This is a genomic window from Pseudomonas sp. NyZ480, from assembly GCF_029537255.1.
Lineage (GTDB): Bacteria > Pseudomonadota > Gammaproteobacteria > Pseudomonadales > Pseudomonadaceae > Aquipseudomonas > Aquipseudomonas taiwanensis.
On sequence record NZ_CP120626.1, the window covers coordinates 5,018,452 to 5,035,811 of the forward strand.

Sequence of the window (17,360 nt, forward strand, 5' to 3'; positions counted from 1 at the left end):
TACCGACCAGCTCTTGGCGGCTTTCGATCAAACAGTTGTTTGAAACTTACGTTTAGCACCGCCCAATGTCAAGACGGGACCATGGTGCCATTTATGCCGCGAAAAATGGCATTTACGCCACGCCCTGATAAATAGGGTCGAACCTGGTTGAGTGGGGGTAATTTTCTTCTGGGAACGACCTGTCCTCGGGGCGGCCTCGCAGCCCTTTGGCGACGCAAGGTCACTCCCACATGAGTTCACCGCACGAGTGCAGGCGCCGGCTTGCCGGCGATAAGGCCATGGCGCAACGCCCAGAAGGGGCTGGCCACACCTTGGACGACGCCAGATCAGGCGTAGGTATCGATGAACCGCCCGAGCATTTCGTCGGAAGCTTTTGCCACCTTTACGCCCAGTTCGACTTCCTGTTTGCCGAGGGCCAATTGCACGGCGCTGGTTGCCAGGTCCATCTGCTGACTGCGGTCGACCGCACGCAGGCGCTCGGCCTGATAGTCGCTGGACTGGCTGGTGGCCGCACGCTCGACAGTGCTGTTGGCAATCTGGCTGGCGGCCTGGTCGACGCGGTTCTGCCCGGCCTGAATGCTGCCAAGGCCCGCGTAGAAAGCGGAGCTACCGGTGATTTCCATGTCAGGACTCCATTGACGCTGGATAGGAACAGGGCCAATTAAAGCAGGCCAAGGGCAAAAAGGCTCGTTTAAATCCCTAATGGCTCAGTGCCATTTGATAGGCGATGGGCATCTCAGTCCAGCAAGTCCAACTGCACGTGTTCAGCCACGGCATCGGCAGAGGCCTGCTTCAGTTTCGGCACCCGGCCCAGGCACGGTGCTGGCAAGCGCTCCGCCAGGCTGGCGAGGTTTTCTTCCAGTCGCGATGTGCGCGGATCGATGATGTTGGCCACCCAGCCCGCCAGTTGCAGACCGTCCCGGGAGATGGCCTCGGCACTGAGCAGCGCATGATTGATGCAGCCCAGACGCACACCTACCACCAGGATCACCGGCAGTTTCAAGGCAATTGCCAGGTCCGACAGGTTGTCAAGGTTGGACAGCGGCACGCGCCATCCTCCTGCGCCTTCGATCAGGGTGAAGTCCGCCCCCTGGTCCAGCACATGGCGCATGGCCTTGAGCAACACCGGCACTTGCAGCGCAACGCCGGCCTCGCGCGCCGCTATATGTGGCGCAATGGCAGGTTCGAAGGCAAACGGGTTGACCTCTTCGTACGCCAGCTTGATCGAACTTTCGTCGATCAATGCCTGGGCGTCGGCATTGCGCAGCCCTTTGGGTGTGACGCTGCAACCAGAAGCCACCGGCTTGGCACCGAGGGTGCTCAGCCCTTGGAGACGGGCCGCGTGCAACAACCCGGCAGCAATGGTGGTCTTGCCCACATCGGTATCGGTACCGGCAATGAAATAGGCCTGGCTCATCTGGCTCCCCTTACACCTCTGGCTTGCGCAAAACACCATAGACCACCTCATAGGTGGCTGGCAGCCCCTGCGGCTGACGGAACGCTTCGTATGCCTGCAGCAGACGCTGCATGCGCGCACGACCGGTCAGGCCCGAGGGCCGGCCCGGATTGAGGTTGTGGGCGCCAAGGGCCTTGAGTTCGTGGGTCAGGCTGCGCACATCGGGGTAATGCAGTACATGCGCCCGTTGCTGCAGGCTGACTTGCTCCAGCCCGCTACTGGCACACAGGCGCTGGTAATCGGCAAAGTGGCGGAAGCGATTGACATGCACCAGGCCATCCACCGCCTGCCAGCTGGAACGCAGTTCGCCGAGCGTACCGACGCACAGGCTGCTGAAGGCCATCACCCCACCCGGACGCAGGACACGGCGAACTTCGTCCAGGACACAGGCGAACTGGTCGCACCATTGCACTGCCAGGCTGGAGAACACCAAGTCCATGCTGGTGTCTCGCAGCGGCAGTCGTTCAGCGTCGCCGGCCACGTGGTAGCACGCCCCACCCTGCTCACCACGGGCGTGGTGCACCATGCCTTCGGCGATATCCACAGCCACACCGGTTGCAGCCCGATAACGCTCGGCCAGCACGCGACTGAAATGACCCGTGCCGCTGCCCAGGTCGAGCCAGCGCGATGGGCTCAGGCCATCGGGCATCTGGTCCAGCAAGCTCACCCCCACCGCACGTTGCAGAGCCGCGACGCTGTCGTAGCTGGCCGCTGCGCGGGAGAATGAAGCCGCCACCTGACGCTTGTCGGGCAAGGCTCCTGGCAGGCTTGGATAGGAAAGGTCAGTCATCACCACTCTCATGCAGGAAACTCTTGATACCCGCCGCCAGTTCCTGTGGGTACTCCAGCAGGAATGCGTGGGAACTGTCTTCGACCAGGCCGACTTCCACGTCGGGCAGCAGTTCGCTCAGGGCTTTTGCCGCCTCGACCGGCACCAGGGCATCGCTGCCGGCGAACAGGTGCAACTGCGGGCCACCATAGGCTTCCAGTGCAACGCGGGTATCGAGCTCGGCCAGCACTTCCAGGCCACTGGCCAAGTACAACGGATCGGTATCCGGAACCCCCACGCCCAACTGGCGCAACAGCGTGCGTGGCTGCTGCGCACCCTCGCTGCACAGGCTACGGAAACGCTTTAGGGTCACCTGGGTATGGCTGCGACAGCCATCCAGAAAGGTGCCGAAGGTGTCCTTCGGCATGCCATGGGGCCAATCGGGACGCACCACGAAACTCGGGTTGCTGGCCAAGGTCAGCAACCCGCAACAATGGTCGCCTCGCTTGCATGCCAGCTCGCTGGCCAACATGCCACCGAACGACCAACCGCCCAGCCAGGTATCGGTGGGCAACTTGCGGTCGAGGTAATCGACCCATGCCTCTACGCTGGTGTCGGCCAGCTCTGGTAGCGGCATCAGTTCGACGTGCAGGCGCAGGTCCTGCGCACGCAGGCTGGCGGCCAGCGGCTCCAGGGCAGCGGTACCCAGTCCCCAGCCGGGCAGAAGAATCAGGCGATCACGCATCGGCGGCCTCCAACTGTGGATAACACTCGGCCAATGCATTCAACAATAGCTGGACCTGCGCCTGACTGTGCGCAGCGCTCAAGGTCACGCGCAGCCGGGCGCTGCCGGCCGGCACGGTGGGCGGACGAATCGCCGTCACCAGCAGGCCACGCGCTCGCAGCATGCGCGACAGGCGCAGAGCCTGGGCGCTTTCGCCGATCAGGATCGGCTGGATCGCCGTAGGGCTGTCCATTAGCGTCAGGCCGATCTGCTCGGCACCCTGGCGGAACTGACGAATCAAAGCCGCCAGGTGCTCGCGACGCCAGGTTTCGCGGCGCAGCAGCTGCAGGCTCTTGAGGGTGGCGCAGGCCAATGCGGGGGGTTGGCTGGTGGTGTAGATGTATGGGCGGGCGAACTGCACCAGCGCCTCGATCAGCGCTTCACTGCCTGCGACAAAAGCCCCAGCCGTGCCACAGGCCTTGCCCAGGGTACCGATCAACACCGGCACGTCGTCGACACCCAGCCCGAAGTGTTCGACGATACCGCCGCCTTGCTCGCCCAGCGTACCCAGGCCATGGGCGTCGTCGACCATCAGCCAGGCTCCACGGGCGCGGGCAACGTCGGCCAGCGCCGGAAGGTCGGCAAGGTCGCCATCCATGCTGAACACCCCGTCGGTCACCACCAGGGTGTTGCCGACGGCTTTGTCCAGGCGGCTGGCCAGGCTGACCGGATCGTTGTGCAGGTAGCGGTTGAAGCGGGCGCCGCTGAGCAACCCGCCATCGAGCAGCGAGGCGTGGTTCAGGCGGTCCTGCAACACCGTATCGCCCTGCCCCACCAATGCGGTGATGGTGCCAAGGTTGGCCATGTAGCCGGTGGAGAACAGCAGCGCACGCGGGCGCCCGGTCAGCTCGGCCAGGGCCTCTTCGACTTCGTGATGCGGCGTGCTGTGGCCCACCACCAGGTGCGATGCCCCGCCACCGACGCCCCAACGTTCGGCGCCAGCCTGCCATGCGGCGATCACTTCAGGATGATTGGCAAGGCCCAGGTAGTCGTTACTGCAGAAGGCCAGCAATCGCTGGCCATCGACCACTACCTCCGGCCCTTGCGGGCTTTCCAGCAATGGCCGCTGCCGATACAGGTCTGCGGCGCGCCGTTCGGCAAGGCGCGCCGCCAGATCGAAGGCCATGCTCAGGCCGACGCGGCGTTGTAGAACAGCTCGTTGCTGCGTTGTTCGACCAGCGCCTGCTCGATGGCCGCCTGGTGCACTTCGTCAGCGTGCTCTTCACGCGCTTCTGGCTTGATGCCCAGGCGGGCGAACAGCTGCATGTCCTTGTCGGCCTGCGGGTTGGCGGTGGTCAGCAGCTTCTCGCCATAGAAGATCGAGTTGGCACCGGCCATGAAGGCCAGCGCTTGCATCTGTTCGTTCATCTGCTCGCGGCCGGCGGAAAGGCGTACATGGGATTTGGGCATGAGGATACGCGCGACCGCCAGCATGCGGATGAAGTCGAACGGGTCTACGTCGTCTTCATCGGCCAGCGGGGTACCGGCGACTTTCACCAGCATGTTGATCGGCACCGATTCCGGATGCTCCGGCAGGTTGGCCAGCTGGATCAGCAGACCGGCGCGGTCGTCCAGCGACTCGCCCATGCCAAGAATGCCGCCCGAGCAGATCTTCATGCCTGCATCACGCACATAAGCCAGGGTCTGCAGACGCTCAGCGTAGGTACGGGTGGTGATGATGCTGCCGTAGAACTCCGGCGAGGTGTCGAGGTTGTGGTTGTAGTAGTCAAGGCCTGCCTCGGCCAGGGCCTTGGTCTGCTCTTGGTCGAGCTTGCCGAGGGTCATGCAGGTCTCCAGGCCCATGGCCTTGACGCCTTTGACCATCTCCAGCACGTACGGCATGTCTTTGGCCGACGGGTGCTTCCAGGCCGCGCCCATGCAGAAACGGGTCGAGCCAATGGCCTTGGCCCGAGCAGCTTCCTCCAGGACTTTCTGCACTTCCATCAGCTTCTGTTTTTCCAGCCCGGTGTTGTAGTGGCCGGACTGTGGACAATATTTGCAATCTTCAGGGCAGGCGCCGGTCTTGATCGACAACAGCGTGGAGACTTGCACGCGGTTAGGGTCGAAATGCGCGCGATGCACGGTCTGCGCCTGGAACAACAGGTCGTTGAACGGTTGCTGGAACAGCGCCTTGACCTCGGACAGGGACCAGTCGTGACGTGTTGTTGCAGTTGTGCTGGCGCTCATCGGCGTTTCCTTGTTTAGGCTGTTTCTAGCGCCGGGACAGGAACGGCCCGCCAGCGCATCACGGATAGCTCGCATAGTCACGGAAGGCCCATGTACTGTCAACCACTCATAAAACAACTGGTTTACAAGTGTCTAAATATTAACCATGCCTGTTTGCTGTGTGACGAAGCCAGTGAGCAACCCCACCCCATCTGCGTCGCCTGCGAGCACGAACTGCCTTGGCTGCACGACTGCTGTTCACGCTGCGCCCTGCCTTTGCCCATGCCGGGGCTGACCTGCGCCCAGTGCTGCCGGCGAGCTCCGGCATTCGCTCAGGTGGTTGCCTTGTGGCATTACGGCTTCCCGGTGGATACGTTGATCAGTCGCTTCAAGCACAACCAACAGTGGCCTCTAGGTCGACTGATGGCCGAACTGCTCGTCCATGGCTTGCAGCATCGCTACGACGAAGGGCTGGCAAAACCCGACCTGCTGTTGCCTGTGCCGCTGGCCAAACGTCGACAGCGCGAGCGCGGCTTCAATCAAGCCGGCATGCTGGCGCGCTGGCTGTCCGTGCCACTGGCGATTCCCTGTGACGAACGACTCCTTCAGCGGGTACGCGATACACCTGCGCAACAGCATCTGCACGCCAAGGCGCGTCGACAGAATCTGCGGGGGGCGTTCAATGTAGGGCGAGGTCGAGCGGTCGAGAACCTGCATATCGCGGTGGTCGACGACGTGTTGACCACCGGAGCCACGGCTCAAGCCATCGCGCAGTCGTTGCGCAAGTCCGGCGCGCGGCGGGTCGATGTCTACTGCCTGGCCCGCACGCCAAAGCCCGACCGAGGCTGGCAGGCGGGAACTTGACTGCTGCCGGTCCGGCAGGCAACGTCCCTTCATTGATCATCAAGCGCGTTTCGCCATGCCCCTACCTGCCCTGCTCACCCAGCACATCGCCCGGCGCCCCCAGCGCATCGCCCTGCTGCAACATATCGCCGAACAAGGCTCGATCACCCGCGCCGCCAAGGCTGCCGGTATCAGCTACAAGGCCGCCTGGGACGCCATCGATGAGCTCAACAACCTGGCCAGCCGACCGCTGGTCGAGCGCAGCACGGGTGGGCGCGGCGGCGGCGGCGCCCGCCTGTCGGCAGAAGGCGAGCGGGTGCTGCGCCTTTATCAACGCCTGCAAGCATTGCAGGCGCAGTTCCTGGAGGCAGCCGAGGACTCCGGCGACCTTGACCTGTTGGGCCGACTGATGCTGCGTACCAGTGCACGCAATCAACTGCAAGGCCAGGTCAGCGGCCTGCGCCGTGAAGGCCGGCATGACCGCGTGAGCCTGGCCCTGGGTGGGGGCTTGGAAATCGAGGCGTTGATTACCCATGACAGCACCGACCGCCTGGAGCTGACCTTGGGCACCACGGTCGTGGCGCTGCTCAAGGCTGGGTGGGTACAGTTGCTGGGTGACGAGGACAAGGTAGAAGTGGGCAGCAATTGCCTGACAGCAGTGGTCGAAGATGTGCTGACCGACGAGCAAGGCCCTTGCGAAGTACGCCTGGCACTGGGCAATGGGCAGACCTTGTGCGCCTTTGCCCAAGCGCAGTGGTTAGCGCGCCAGAAGGTGACCACAGGCAACCGGGTGCGCGTGCAATTCAAACCGTCGCATGTTCTGCTGGGCGTTCCGGTATAGCCTGCCGCGCCACAGGAAGTGTGGTGAAGCATGGAGCCGGCACTGGCCAGTGGCAGCACTGGTACTATTGCCTTACGCCGCACTCTCTCGGAGCTTTCATGTCCCACCCTTTCGACACACTCACGCCCGACCTGGTCCTGGACGCCGTGGAAAGCCTAGGCTTTCTCAGCGATGCCCGGGTGCTGGCCCTGAACAGCTACGAAAACCGCGTCTACCAAGTGGGCATCGAAGAGTCGCAACCCCTGATCGCCAAGTTCTACCGGCCAGGCCGCTGGAGCGACGATGCGATCCTCGAAGAACACCGCTTCACCGCCGAGCTCGCCGAGTGCGAGGTGCCCGTTGTCGCCCCTCTGCAACACGACGGCAAGACCTTGTTCGAACACCAGGGCTTTCGCTTTACCTTGTTCCCCCGCCGCGGCGGCCACGCCCCAGAGCCTGGCGACCTCGACCAGCTCTATCGCCTGGGCCAGTTGCTCGGCCGCCTGCACGCAGTAGGCGCAGCGCGTCCGTTCGAGCACCGCGAAGCGCTGACCGTGGACAACTTTGGCCATGCCTCGCTGAAGACGCTGCTGGACGGCAACTTCGTGCCCCGTGAGCTATTGCCCGCGTTCGAGTCCGTGGCCCGCGACCTGCTCAAGCGGGTCGAAGACATCTACGCTCGCACCCCGCACGCGTTGATTCGCCTGCACGGCGACCTGCACCCCGGCAACCTGATGCACCGCGACGATGTCTATCACGTGGTCGACCTCGACGACTGCCGCATGGGCCCGGCGGTTCAGGACCTGTGGATGATGCTCGCCGGCAGTCGCGAGGAGCGCCTGGGGCAGTTGGCCGAACTGATCGACGGCTATAACGAATTCCATGACTTCGATCCTCGCGAACTGGCGTTGATCGAGCCTTTGCGCGCCTTGCGCCAGCTGCACTACAGCGCCTGGCTGGCCCGCCGCTGGGACGATCCGGCGTTCCCGCCGAGCTTCCCCTGGTTCGGCCAACCACGTTACTGGGGCGACCAGATCCTCGCGCTGCGCGAACAGATAGCAGCGCTGGATGAACCCGTGCTGAAATTGTTCTAGATGCACAGCGGCGTCTGTCTACAATAGCCGCTGCGCTATTTAGCTACCTAAGCAAGGATTCTGCATGCACGCTGCAAACCCGCGTCGCGGGTATTTACTGGGCCTTGGTGCCTACATCATCTGGGGCCTGTTTCCACTCTACTTCAAGGCAATCCAGAGCGTTCCCGCCGTCGAGATCATCGTCCACCGGGTACTCTGGTCGGCGCTGTTCGGCTCGCTGTTGCTGCTGGTCTGGAAGCATCCAGGCTGGTGGCGCGAGCTGCGCGACAATCCGCAACGCCTGGGTATTCTCGCCGTCAGCGGGGCATTGATCGCCGCCAACTGGTTGACCTACGTGTGGTCGGTGAACAACGGGCGCATGCTCGAAGCCAGCCTGGGCTACTACATCAACCCGCTGATCAACGTGCTGCTGGGCATGCTGTTGCTGGGGGAACGCCTGAGGCGCCTGCAATGGCTGGCGGTGGGCATGGCGGCGCTGGGTGTGGCGCAACAGGTGTGGCAGGTCGGCAGCCTGCCCTGGGTGTCGTTGGCGCTGGCCCTGAGTTTCGGTTTCTATGGGCTGATCCGCAAGAAAGCCCCGGTGGCAGCGCTGCCGGGCCTGGTGGTAGAGACCTGGATGCTGGTGCCGTTGGCGCTGGGCTGGTTGCTGTTGAACCCCACGGCGATGAGCGCCCAGGGCTCGTTCTACGCCAGCAGCGAAGCCTTGTGGCTGATGGCGGCAGGCCCGGTCACGCTGGTACCGCTGGTGTGCTTCAACGCCGCTGCACGTCACCTCCCCTACACCACGCTGGGGTTCCTGCAGTACCTGGCGCCCACGCTAGTCCTGTTGCAGGCAGTACTGCTGTTCGATGAGCACCTGTCACCGAGCAACCTGATGGCGTTCGTCTGCATCTGGGCCGGTTTGGCCATCTACAGCGTCGATGCCTGGCTCAGCCTGCGCAAACGCGCCTGATCAAAAAACGATCAAAATCCTGCAGGCCTCGCCGCGCCTGGCCTGCAGAAACATCTCCAAAGGTTATCCACACCCTCGTCCCCGTGCTTTGTGCACAAGCACCTGATTATTGGGCATTTTTTGATCAAACCTGTGCAAGCCTCGGCCCGCCTGGGCCGGAGAATGATGCGCCCAGGTTATCCACAGGGCCGTCCCCGTGAAAACGGGATAACCCACAAGCCACGTCATTCCTCCGGACGCAGCTTCAACTCCACCATCAGGTCGTCGGCCAGGCTTTCCAGGCGCTGCTGCAATTCATCCAGCGACAGCGTCAACGGTAATGCCAGCAAGGCATCGGCGCGGAACAGAGGCTCACTGCTCATCGGCGCCGGATTGACCTCGGTGCTCAAGCGTTCGAGGTTCACGCCCAGCTCGGCCAGCACCTTGGTGATATCCCGCACGATCCCCGGCCGGTCGTTGCCCACAAGCTCCATGGCGATCGGCTTCCAGGTGCACGAGGGTTCGATTCCGCTTTCAGCAATCAACACGCGAATGTCGTGCTTGGCCAGCTTCTGCAGCGCCTCGACCAGCTCATCGTAATTTTCCGCCGGTACAGCCACCCGCAGAATCCCTGCGAACTGGCCCGCCATGCGCGACATGCGACTTTCCAACCAGTTGCCGCTATGGTCGGCGATGCATTTGGCGATACGTTCGACCTGGCCGGCCTTGTCAGGGGCAATCACGGTCAGTACAAGATGGTCCACAGGCCATTCCTCAGCAAAATGCCGCCGCGGGCGGCGAGAATCGGGGGGATCGACTCAGTATAGGCAAGGCGCGGCAACCTGCCGCAGGACAGTCCGACTAACAAATCGTGTACTGTTTCAAGATTTATCTGGAACAATCCACCCGTTTTTTGCGAACATACCCACTCCCAGCGTGACCCTATGCGACCAATTGGTCGCACAACGACGCTTTTAGTCTGATTTTCCCCCGTCTACTGCTTCATGTAGTATGCCGTGGCGCGGACTACAAAATGTGTTGTTTGGATGTCTGCCAAGGCGCCTGTGAAAATACGTACACTGCTTGCCAGGCTATCTGGCAGGCCGCACCCAGCCGCCTTCGGGCATGCACTGGTGCCGTGTTTAGAGAAGCGCTACAGGCTTAATAAAGAAGAGCGAAATAGCTGAGCAGAGGTGAGGCAAGCAATGACTGGATACGTTCAAGTCGGTGGCCTTCAGGTCGCCAAGGCCCTGTACGACTTCGTCAACAACGAAGCCATTCCGGGAACCGGTATCGTCGCCGAGCAGTTCTGGGCCGGTGCCGAGAAGATCATCAATGACCTCGCTCCGAAGAACAAAGCCCTGCTCGCCAAGCGTGACGAGCTGCAAGCCAAGATCGACGCCTGGCACCAGGCACGCAAAGGCCAGGCACACGACGCCGTCGCCTACAAAAGCTTCCTCCAGGAAATCGGCTACCTGCTGCCACAAGCCGACGATTTCCAGGCCACCACGCAAAACGTCGATGAAGAAATCGCCCACATGGCCGGCCCACAGCTGGTCGTGCCGGTGATGAACGCTCGCTTCGCCCTGAATGCCGCCAATGCCCGCTGGGGTTCGCTGTACGACGCGCTCTACGGCACCGATGCCATCAGCGAAGAAGGCGGTGCCGAAAAAGGCCAGGGCTACAACAAGGTCCGTGGTGACAAGGTCATCGCCTTCGCCCGCGCCTTCCTCGACGAAGCCGCGCCACTGGCTGCTGGCTCCCACGTCGACTCCACCGGTTACCGCATCGAAGGCGGCAAGCTGGTCGTTTCGCTCAAGGGCGGCAGCAACACCGGCCTGCGTGACGATGCCCAACTGATCGGCTTCCACGGCGACGCCGCGGCCCCGACCGCCGTGCTGCTCAAGCACAACGGCCTGCACTTCGAAATCCAGGTCGACGCCAGCACTCCTGTTGGCAGCACCGACGCCGCAGGCGTGAAAGACATCCTGATGGAGTCGGCACTGACCACCATCATGGACTGCGAGGACTCGGTCGCCGCCGTCGATGCCGACGACAAGGTCATCGTCTACCGCAATTGGCTGGGCCTGATGAAAGGCGACCTGGCTGAAAGCGTGACCAAGGGCGGCAAGACCTTCACGCGCACCATGAACCCGGATCGCGAGTACGCCGCGCCGAACGGTGGCAGCGTTACCCTGCACGGCCGTTCGCTGCTGTTCGTGCGCAATGTTGGTCACCTGATGACCAACCCGGCAATCCTCGATGCCCAAGGCAACGAGATTCCGGAAGGTATCCAGGACGGTCTGTTCACCAACCTGATCGCCCTGCACAACCTCAAGGGCAACACCACCCGCAAGAACACCCGCACCGGCAGCGTCTACATCGTCAAGCCGAAGATGCACGGCCCCGAAGAAGTCGCCTTCGCCGCCGAGATCTTCAGCCGTGTCGAAGACCTGCTGGGTATGCCGCGCAACACCGTCAAGGTCGGCATCATGGATGAGGAGCGCCGTACCACGGTCAACCTCAAGGCCTGCATCAAGGCGGCCGCTGAGCGTGTGGTGTTCATCAACACTGGCTTCCTCGACCGTACCGGCGACGAGATCCACACCTCCATGGAAGCCGGCGCCGTCGTGCGCAAGGGCGCCATGAAGAATGAGAAGTGGATCGGCGCCTACGAGAACAACAACGTCGACGTTGGCCTGGCTACCGGCCTGCAAGGCCGTGCGCAGATCGGCAAGGGCATGTGGGCCATGCCTGACCTGATGGCGGCCATGCTCGAGCAGAAGATCGCTCACCCGCTGGCTGGCGCCAACACCGCCTGGGTGCCTTCGCCGACCGCGGCCACCCTGCATGCGCTGCACTACCACAAGGTGGACGTTCAGGCGCGCCAACGCGAGCTGGCTTCGCGTACGCCAGCTTCGGTCGACGACATCTTGACCATCCCGCTGGCGGCCAACACCCAGTGGTCGGCCGAAGAGATCCGCAACGAGCTGGACAACAATGCCCAGGGCATCCTTGGCTACGTGGTTCGCTGGATCGACCAGGGTGTAGGCTGCTCCAAGGTGCCCGACATCAATGACGTCGGCCTGATGGAAGACCGCGCCACCCTGCGCATCTCGGCCCAGCTGCTGGCCAACTGGCTGCGCCACGGCGTGGTCAGCCAGGAACAAGTGCTGGAAAGCCTCAAGCGCATGGCCGCAGTGGTGGACAAGCAGAACGCAGGTGACGCCCAGTACCGTCCGATGGCGCCAAACTTCGATGACAACATCGCGTTCCAGGCGGCTGTCGAGCTGGTGGTTGAAGGTGCCAAGCAGCCCAACGGCTACACCGAGCCAGTGCTGCACCGTCGTCGTCGCGAGTTCAAGGCGCGTAACGGTTTGTAAGCAATAAAAGGGTTGCTTTGCAGCCCTTCGCCGGCGAGCCGGCTTCTACAGGGTCCACCGCGAACTTGTAGGAGCCGGCTCGCCGCGATTGCTTTTCACGGATGCATCATCATTCGATCCGCAGTTCTCTTTTCACCAAGTCGAGCAACTTGCCCAAGTCCACCGGCTTGAGCAGGAAATCCACCACCCCAAGGTGCATCACGTCCACTGCCTCTTTCACATCGGTGTCCCCCGAGACCACGATGATCGACAACGCCGCCCGCTCCGACTGTCGGATTTGTCGAATCAACTCCAGACCGTCCTTAGGCTTCATGCGTAAGTCGGTGATCATCAGCGCGATTCTCGGCTCGTAGTGCAGTTTGAACATCGCCTCCTGCGCACCATCGGCTTTCATGCAGTCAATGCCCCGGCTTTTCAGATAAAGGCATAGCGCCTCGCTGTTCACCGGATCGTCGTCCACGACCAGCACCACCGGCTTGGGCGCGACAGGCGCACTCAACACGGCCAGCGCTTCGCGCTCGGCGTCACTCAGGATGTCGTCATGCTCAACCATGATCATCTCGTCAGAAACATCTCGTCCCTTCGCTAGGACAACGCCTTGTGAGGTTGTTCACAAACGCTCCATAGACTTACGTCCAATGGGCACCACACCGCCGTCGGCCGACCATGGAGGCAGAGAACAACAAGGCCGACACTTATATAGATATATATAGTTCGGCGTAGCGATACGGTCAGTTTCATGAGCAAAAAGGACGCCTACAGCCAGGCGGGCAGGACGGCTGTTCTGCAGAACATTCAGGGCACGTTGCAGTTTCTGCAGCGGTTTCCCCCGTTCAACCAGATGGAACATAGCCACCTGGCCTACCTGGTGGAACAATGCCAACTGCGTTTCTATGCAGAGGGGGAGAGCATCCTCAAACCCGCCGATGGCCCCGTTGAGCATTTCTACATCGTCAAGCAGGGCCGCGTAGTGGGCGAGCGCCAGCACCTGGTCAAGCCAGGTGTGGAAACCACCTTCGAGATCACCAGCGGCGAATGCTTCCCCCTGGCTGCCCTGCTGGGCGAGCGGGCCACCCGCACCGAGCACTTGGCCGGTGAGGACACCTTCTGCCTGCAACTGAACAAAGCAGCGTTCATTCGCCTGTTCTCGCTGTCGGACGTATTCCGTGATTTTGCCCTGCGCGGCGTCAGCAGCCTGCTCGATCAGTTCAACCAGCAGGTACGTCAGCGCGCCGTGGAGACGCTGGGCACGCAGTACTCACTGAACACGCCGCTGGGCGAATTGGCCATGCGTCACCCGGTTGTCTGTCCCCCTGACACGCCCCTGCGCGATGCCGTGCGGCAGATGCACGAGCAGCAGGTCGGCAGCATCGTGGTGGTCGACCCGCAACGCTACCCGGTAGGCATTTTCACCCTGCGCGACCTGCGTCAGGTGGTGGCCGCCGCCGATGCCGACCTGGGTGCGCCGATCGATCGGCACATGACGACCAAACCGTTCTATCTCAGCCCGCAGTCCTCGGCCTTCGATGCGGCCATCGCCATGACCGAACGGCACATCGCCCATGTCTGCCTGGTGGAAAACCGTCGGCTGTGTGGCGTGGTGTCCGAGCGCGACCTGTTCTCGCTGCAACGGGTCGACCTGGTGCACCTGGCCCGGACCATTCGCCACGCACCGCGTCTTGAAACCTTGGTGTCCCTGCGCGGTGAAATCGGCCAATTGGTCGAGCGCATGCTCGCCCATGGCGCGTCGTCGACGCAGATCACCCAGATCATCACCCTGCTCAACGACCATACAGTCTGCCGAGTCATCGAACTGGCCCTGGCCGAACGCGGCGACCCCGGGGTGCCCTTCAGCTGGCTGTGCTTTGGCAGCGAGGGCCGTCGCGAGCAAACCCTGTACACCGACCAGGACAACGGCATCCTGTTCGAGGCCGCCAACAGCGCCGAGGCCGATGCCATTCGCGCCCGGCTGCTACCGTTGGCGCAATACATCAACCAGTGCCTGGCCCAGTGCGGCTTCACCCTGTGCAAAGGCAACATCATGGCCGGCAATCCCGCGCTGTGCCTGTCGCGCAGCGAGTGGGCGCGCCGCTTCGCCGGCTTCGTTCGTGAAGCCAGTCCGGAAAACCTGCTGGGTTCGAGCATCTACTTCGACCTGCGCGTGGTCTGGGGTGACGAGCAGGGCTGCGAACAGTTGCGTCAGGGCCTTCTCGAACAGGTCGCCGACAACCGTATCTTCCAACGCATGATGGCCGAAAACGCCCTTCGCCAGCGCCCGCCAGTGGGCCGTCTGCGCGAGTTCGTGCTGACTCGCCAAGGAACCGACAAAGCCGCCACCCTCGACCTCAAGGTCCAGGGACTCACGCCCTTCGTCGACGGCGCACGGCTGTTGGCGCTGGCCAATGGTATCGGCGCTTGCAATACCCTCGAGCGTCTGCGCCAGCTGGTCGACAAAGGCATCATCGAACCGCTCGATGGCGCCGCGTTCGAAGAGGCTTACCACTTCATCCAGCAAACCCGCATGCAGCAGCACCAGCGCCAGACTCGCGAAAACCTGCCGCATTCCAACCGTCTCGACCCGGACAGCCTCAACCACCTGGACCGACGCATCCTGCGCGAGTCCCTGCGCCAGGCCCAGCGCCTGCAAAGCAGCCTGGCCTTGCGGTACCAGCTATGAGCCTGTTCACCTGGTTGCGCCCCAACGCGCCCCTGCTGGAGGCCTCGCTGCGCCAGCGCCTGTCGCAGTTGCCCAAGCCTGCGCCACTGGGCGTCTGTACCCTGCGTGAGCAGCGCTGGGTGGTGCTGGACCTGGAAACCAGCGGCCTGAACACCAACCGCGATCAGGTGTTGTCGATCGGCGCGGTGGCGATCGAGGATGGCGCCATCGACTTTGCCCAACAGTTCGAGCGCACCTTGCGCCGCCCGGAGCACAAGACCAACGCCAGCGTGCTGATCCACGGCCTCGGCCCTAGCGCCCTGGCTGCCGGATGCGACCCGGCCGAAGCATTGCTCGACCTTCTCGAGTTCATTGGCGACAGCCCGGTGCTGGCTTTCCATGCGCCTTTCGATCAACGCATGTTGGCCCGCTCGCTGAAGGAAAGTCTTGGCTATCGCCTGCAGCATCCCTTCATCGACATTGCCGAACTGGCCCCCCTGCTCAACCCCGACACCGTGCTGCGCGAAGCCAGCCTGGACGACTGGTTGGCGTGCTTCGGCCTGCAAGTGGACGAACGTCATCATGCCAGTGCCGATGCCCAGGCGACGGCCGAGCTGGCCCTGATCCTGTTCAGCCAGGCCCGCCGCCAGAAATTGGATAGCCCGTTGCAATTGGAGCAGCGCTTGCGCGTGATGCGTCGGCGCAAGGCTCATCACTACGGTCTTTAGTGAGATAGCCATCGAGCCTGCACGTGCAACGCACAACACACCCGTAGGCGCGAGCCTCGCTCGCGATGCGCCGCGCAGGCGGCGCCCGACCTCACCGGCACATGACGCCCCCATACTGGCATTCCGATAAGCGTCCATTGCACCCCGCCCCTCGGCTCTGCAACAATCGCGAATAATTATCGTTAGTTAATGCATTCGTTCCGGGGGACGCTGCTTGTCGTCTGTACAGAGCCCACACGCCGAGCTGGTTGGAGCACTCTACCGCGACCATCGCGGCTGGCTGCTCGCCTGGCTGCAACGCAGCATGGCATGCCGCCAGCGTGCCGAAGACCTGAGCCAGGACACCTTCGTGCGTCTGCTGGGCCGCGAGCAACTGGACAGCCCTCGTGAACCCCGCGCCTTCCTGGCCGCCATCGCCAAAGGCCTGATGTTCGACCATTTCCGCCGCGCTGCGCTGGAACAGGCCTACCTGGCAGAGCTTGCGCGCGTGCCGGAGGCCGAGCAGCCCGCACCGGAAGTCCAGTTGCTGATCCTGGAAGACCTCAAGGCCATCGACCGCTTACTTGGCAAACTGTCGAGCAAGGCCCGCGCGGCATTCCTGCACAATCGCCTGGACGGCATGGGCCACGCCGAGATCGCCGCGCACCTGGGGGTCTCGGTGTCGCGGGTACGGCAGTACATCGCCCAAGGCATGCGCCAGTGCTATGTGGCGCTGTACGGGGAGCCGACGTGAATAACTCACCGGTTTCGGCCCGTGTTCTCGACGCCGCCATCACCTGGAAACTGAGCCTGGACAGCGGCAGCAGCACACCCGATGAACGCAATGACTTCATGCGCTGGCATGCAGCCAGCGAAGAACATGCCCGCGCCTGGCAACAGCTGGGGGCCTTGGACCAACGCGTCAGCGCCGCCGCTGGCCCCGCGCGCCAGGCCCTGGTGCAGTCGCGGGTAGGCCTCAGGCGACGTATCGGCAAGGTCGGCGGCGGCCTGGCCAGCATGTTCCTGCTCGGTTCCCTGCTGGCCTGGGCGACCGCGCCGTCGCTATCGCCACATTACTGGTTGGCCGACCAACGTACCGCCACCGGCGAGCTGCGCACCTTGCGCCTGGAAGATGGCACGCTGCTAAGCCTGAACACACATACCGCTGTGGATATCGACTTCGAAGGCGAGCAGCGCGTGCTGGTACTGCATGAAGGCGAAATTTCCGTTGAAACCGGCCACGCCGACCCTCGCCCACTGCTCGTGCGCACCGAGGATGGCCGCCTGCGCCCACTGGGCACGCGCTTTTTGGTACGCCGCGAAGCCCATGGCACACGCCTGGAGGTGCTGCAATCGTCGGTCGCGGCGATGCCACGCAACAGCGGTGACGAACACGTCCTGGCCGCAGGCCAGCAGGTGCTGATGCATGCCGATGGCCTTGGCCAGGTCGCCCCGGTGCCAGCCGGCGCCGACGCCTGGACCCGTGGCATGCTGGTGGTGGACAACGTGCGCCTGGCCGATCTGCTCGCCGAACTGGGCCACTACCGCCACGGCCACCTGGGGATGGACGACGAGGTCGCCGACCTGCGCGTGACCGGTAGCTTCCCGCTGCACGATACCGACCTGGCCCTGGCCTCGCTGATACCGGCACTGCCGGTGAAGATCGAGCGGCATACACCGTGGTGGGTGACCGTCAAAGCCAAGTAACCCTGCGCTCCCCCTGCAGACGCCGGCTTGCCGGCCATGACCCG

Annotated in this window: 17 protein-coding genes; 9 read left to right on the forward strand and 8 right to left on the reverse strand. The window is 63.1% G+C overall.

What is annotated here, in order from left to right; genetic code table 11:
- Window positions 1-326 precede the first annotated feature (326 nt).
- The 6 genes from P3R38_RS23080 to bioB form a co-directional block, all read right to left on the reverse strand.
- Window positions 327-623, reverse strand: coding sequence for a hypothetical protein (locus tag P3R38_RS23080; RefSeq protein ID WP_023382712.1), 297 nt, complete (start codon window positions 621-623; stop codon window positions 327-329).
- A 113-nt stretch (window positions 624-736) separates the two neighbouring features.
- On the reverse strand, window positions 737-1,417 hold the full coding sequence (gene bioD / locus P3R38_RS23085) for a dethiobiotin synthase (RefSeq protein WP_023382713.1): 681 nt from the start codon (window positions 1,415-1,417) through the stop codon (window positions 737-739).
- A 10-nt stretch (window positions 1,418-1,427) separates the two neighbouring features.
- Window positions 1,428-2,246: a malonyl-ACP O-methyltransferase BioC gene (gene bioC / locus P3R38_RS23090; RefSeq protein ID WP_277686643.1), complete on the reverse strand. Its 819-nt coding sequence runs from the start codon at window positions 2,244-2,246 to the stop codon at window positions 1,428-1,430.
- Window positions 2,239-2,970, reverse strand: a complete 732-nt coding sequence (locus tag P3R38_RS23095; RefSeq protein WP_277686644.1) for an alpha/beta fold hydrolase — start codon at window positions 2,968-2,970, stop codon at window positions 2,239-2,241. Before P3R38_RS23095 ends, bioC begins: the two co-directional genes overlap by 8 nt.
- Window positions 2,963-4,135 carry an 8-amino-7-oxononanoate synthase gene (gene bioF, locus P3R38_RS23100; RefSeq protein WP_023382716.1) on the reverse strand — a complete coding sequence of 391 codons (1,173 nt, stop codon included), beginning with the start codon at window positions 4,133-4,135 and terminating at the stop codon, window positions 2,963-2,965. Before bioF ends, P3R38_RS23095 begins: the two co-directional genes overlap by 8 nt.
- Before the next feature lie 2 nt (window positions 4,136-4,137).
- A complete protein-coding gene (bioB, locus tag P3R38_RS23105; RefSeq protein ID WP_027907316.1) occupies window positions 4,138-5,196 on the reverse strand; it encodes a biotin synthase BioB in 1,059 nt (352 codons plus the stop codon).
- A 90-nt stretch (window positions 5,197-5,286) separates the two neighbouring features.
- Between bioB and P3R38_RS23110 the strand changes: the two genes are divergently transcribed.
- The 4 genes from P3R38_RS23110 (at window position 5,287) to rarD (ending at window position 8,884) form a co-directional block, all read left to right on the forward strand.
- On the forward strand, window positions 5,287-6,039 hold the full coding sequence (locus P3R38_RS23110; protein ID WP_277686645.1) for a ComF family protein: 753 nt from the start codon (window positions 5,287-5,289) through the stop codon (window positions 6,037-6,039).
- Between the two features lie 55 nt (window positions 6,040-6,094).
- Entirely contained in the window at window positions 6,095-6,859 is a 765-nt protein-coding gene (locus P3R38_RS23115; protein ID WP_023382719.1) for a TOBE domain-containing protein, read from the forward strand.
- Between the two features lie 98 nt (window positions 6,860-6,957).
- A complete protein-coding gene (locus P3R38_RS23120) occupies window positions 6,958-7,932 on the forward strand; it encodes a serine/threonine protein kinase (protein WP_023382720.1) in 975 nt (324 codons plus the stop codon).
- 64 nt (window positions 7,933-7,996) lie between these two features.
- Entirely contained in the window at window positions 7,997-8,884 is an 888-nt protein-coding gene (gene rarD / locus P3R38_RS23125; RefSeq protein WP_027907318.1) for an EamA family transporter RarD, read from the forward strand.
- Between the two features lie 224 nt (window positions 8,885-9,108).
- Here the strand turns inward: rarD and P3R38_RS23130 are convergent, their stop codons facing one another.
- Window positions 9,109-9,627, reverse strand: coding sequence for an ACT domain-containing protein (locus tag P3R38_RS23130; RefSeq protein WP_023382722.1), 519 nt, complete (start codon window positions 9,625-9,627; stop codon window positions 9,109-9,111).
- 441 nt (window positions 9,628-10,068) lie between these two features.
- Here P3R38_RS23130 and P3R38_RS23135 point away from each other — a divergent pair, with 441 nt between their 5' ends.
- Window positions 10,069-12,246, forward strand: coding sequence for a malate synthase G (locus P3R38_RS23135; RefSeq protein ID WP_023382723.1), 2,178 nt, complete (start codon window positions 10,069-10,071; stop codon window positions 12,244-12,246).
- 109 nt (window positions 12,247-12,355) lie between these two features.
- On the opposite strand, the gene P3R38_RS23140 is transcribed toward P3R38_RS23135, so the two are convergent.
- Window positions 12,356-12,799 carry a response regulator gene (locus P3R38_RS23140; protein ID WP_027907320.1) on the reverse strand — a complete coding sequence of 148 codons (444 nt, stop codon included), beginning with the start codon at window positions 12,797-12,799 and terminating at the stop codon, window positions 12,356-12,358.
- Between the two features lie 186 nt (window positions 12,800-12,985).
- On the opposite strand from P3R38_RS23140, the gene P3R38_RS23145 reads away from it, so the two are divergent.
- The 4 genes from P3R38_RS23145 to P3R38_RS23160 all read left to right on the forward strand — a co-directional run bounded on the left by P3R38_RS23145 (window position 12,986) and on the right by P3R38_RS23160 (window position 17,316).
- A complete protein-coding gene (locus P3R38_RS23145; protein ID WP_186598912.1) occupies window positions 12,986-14,923 on the forward strand; it encodes a putative nucleotidyltransferase substrate binding domain-containing protein in 1,938 nt (645 codons plus the stop codon).
- Window positions 14,920-15,630 (forward strand): 3'-5' exonuclease, encoded by a 711-nt coding sequence (locus P3R38_RS23150; RefSeq protein WP_023382726.1) that lies wholly within the window; start codon window positions 14,920-14,922, stop codon window positions 15,628-15,630. The genes P3R38_RS23145 and P3R38_RS23150 overlap by 4 nt, the downstream gene beginning before the upstream one ends.
- A 214-nt stretch (window positions 15,631-15,844) precedes the next feature.
- Window positions 15,845-16,363, forward strand: coding sequence for an RNA polymerase sigma factor (locus P3R38_RS23155; RefSeq protein WP_104881116.1), 519 nt, complete (start codon window positions 15,845-15,847; stop codon window positions 16,361-16,363).
- A complete protein-coding gene (locus P3R38_RS23160) occupies window positions 16,360-17,316 on the forward strand; it encodes a FecR family protein (RefSeq protein WP_104883176.1) in 957 nt (318 codons plus the stop codon). Before P3R38_RS23155 ends, P3R38_RS23160 begins: the two co-directional genes overlap by 4 nt.
- Window positions 17,317-17,360: the final 44 nt, after the last annotated feature.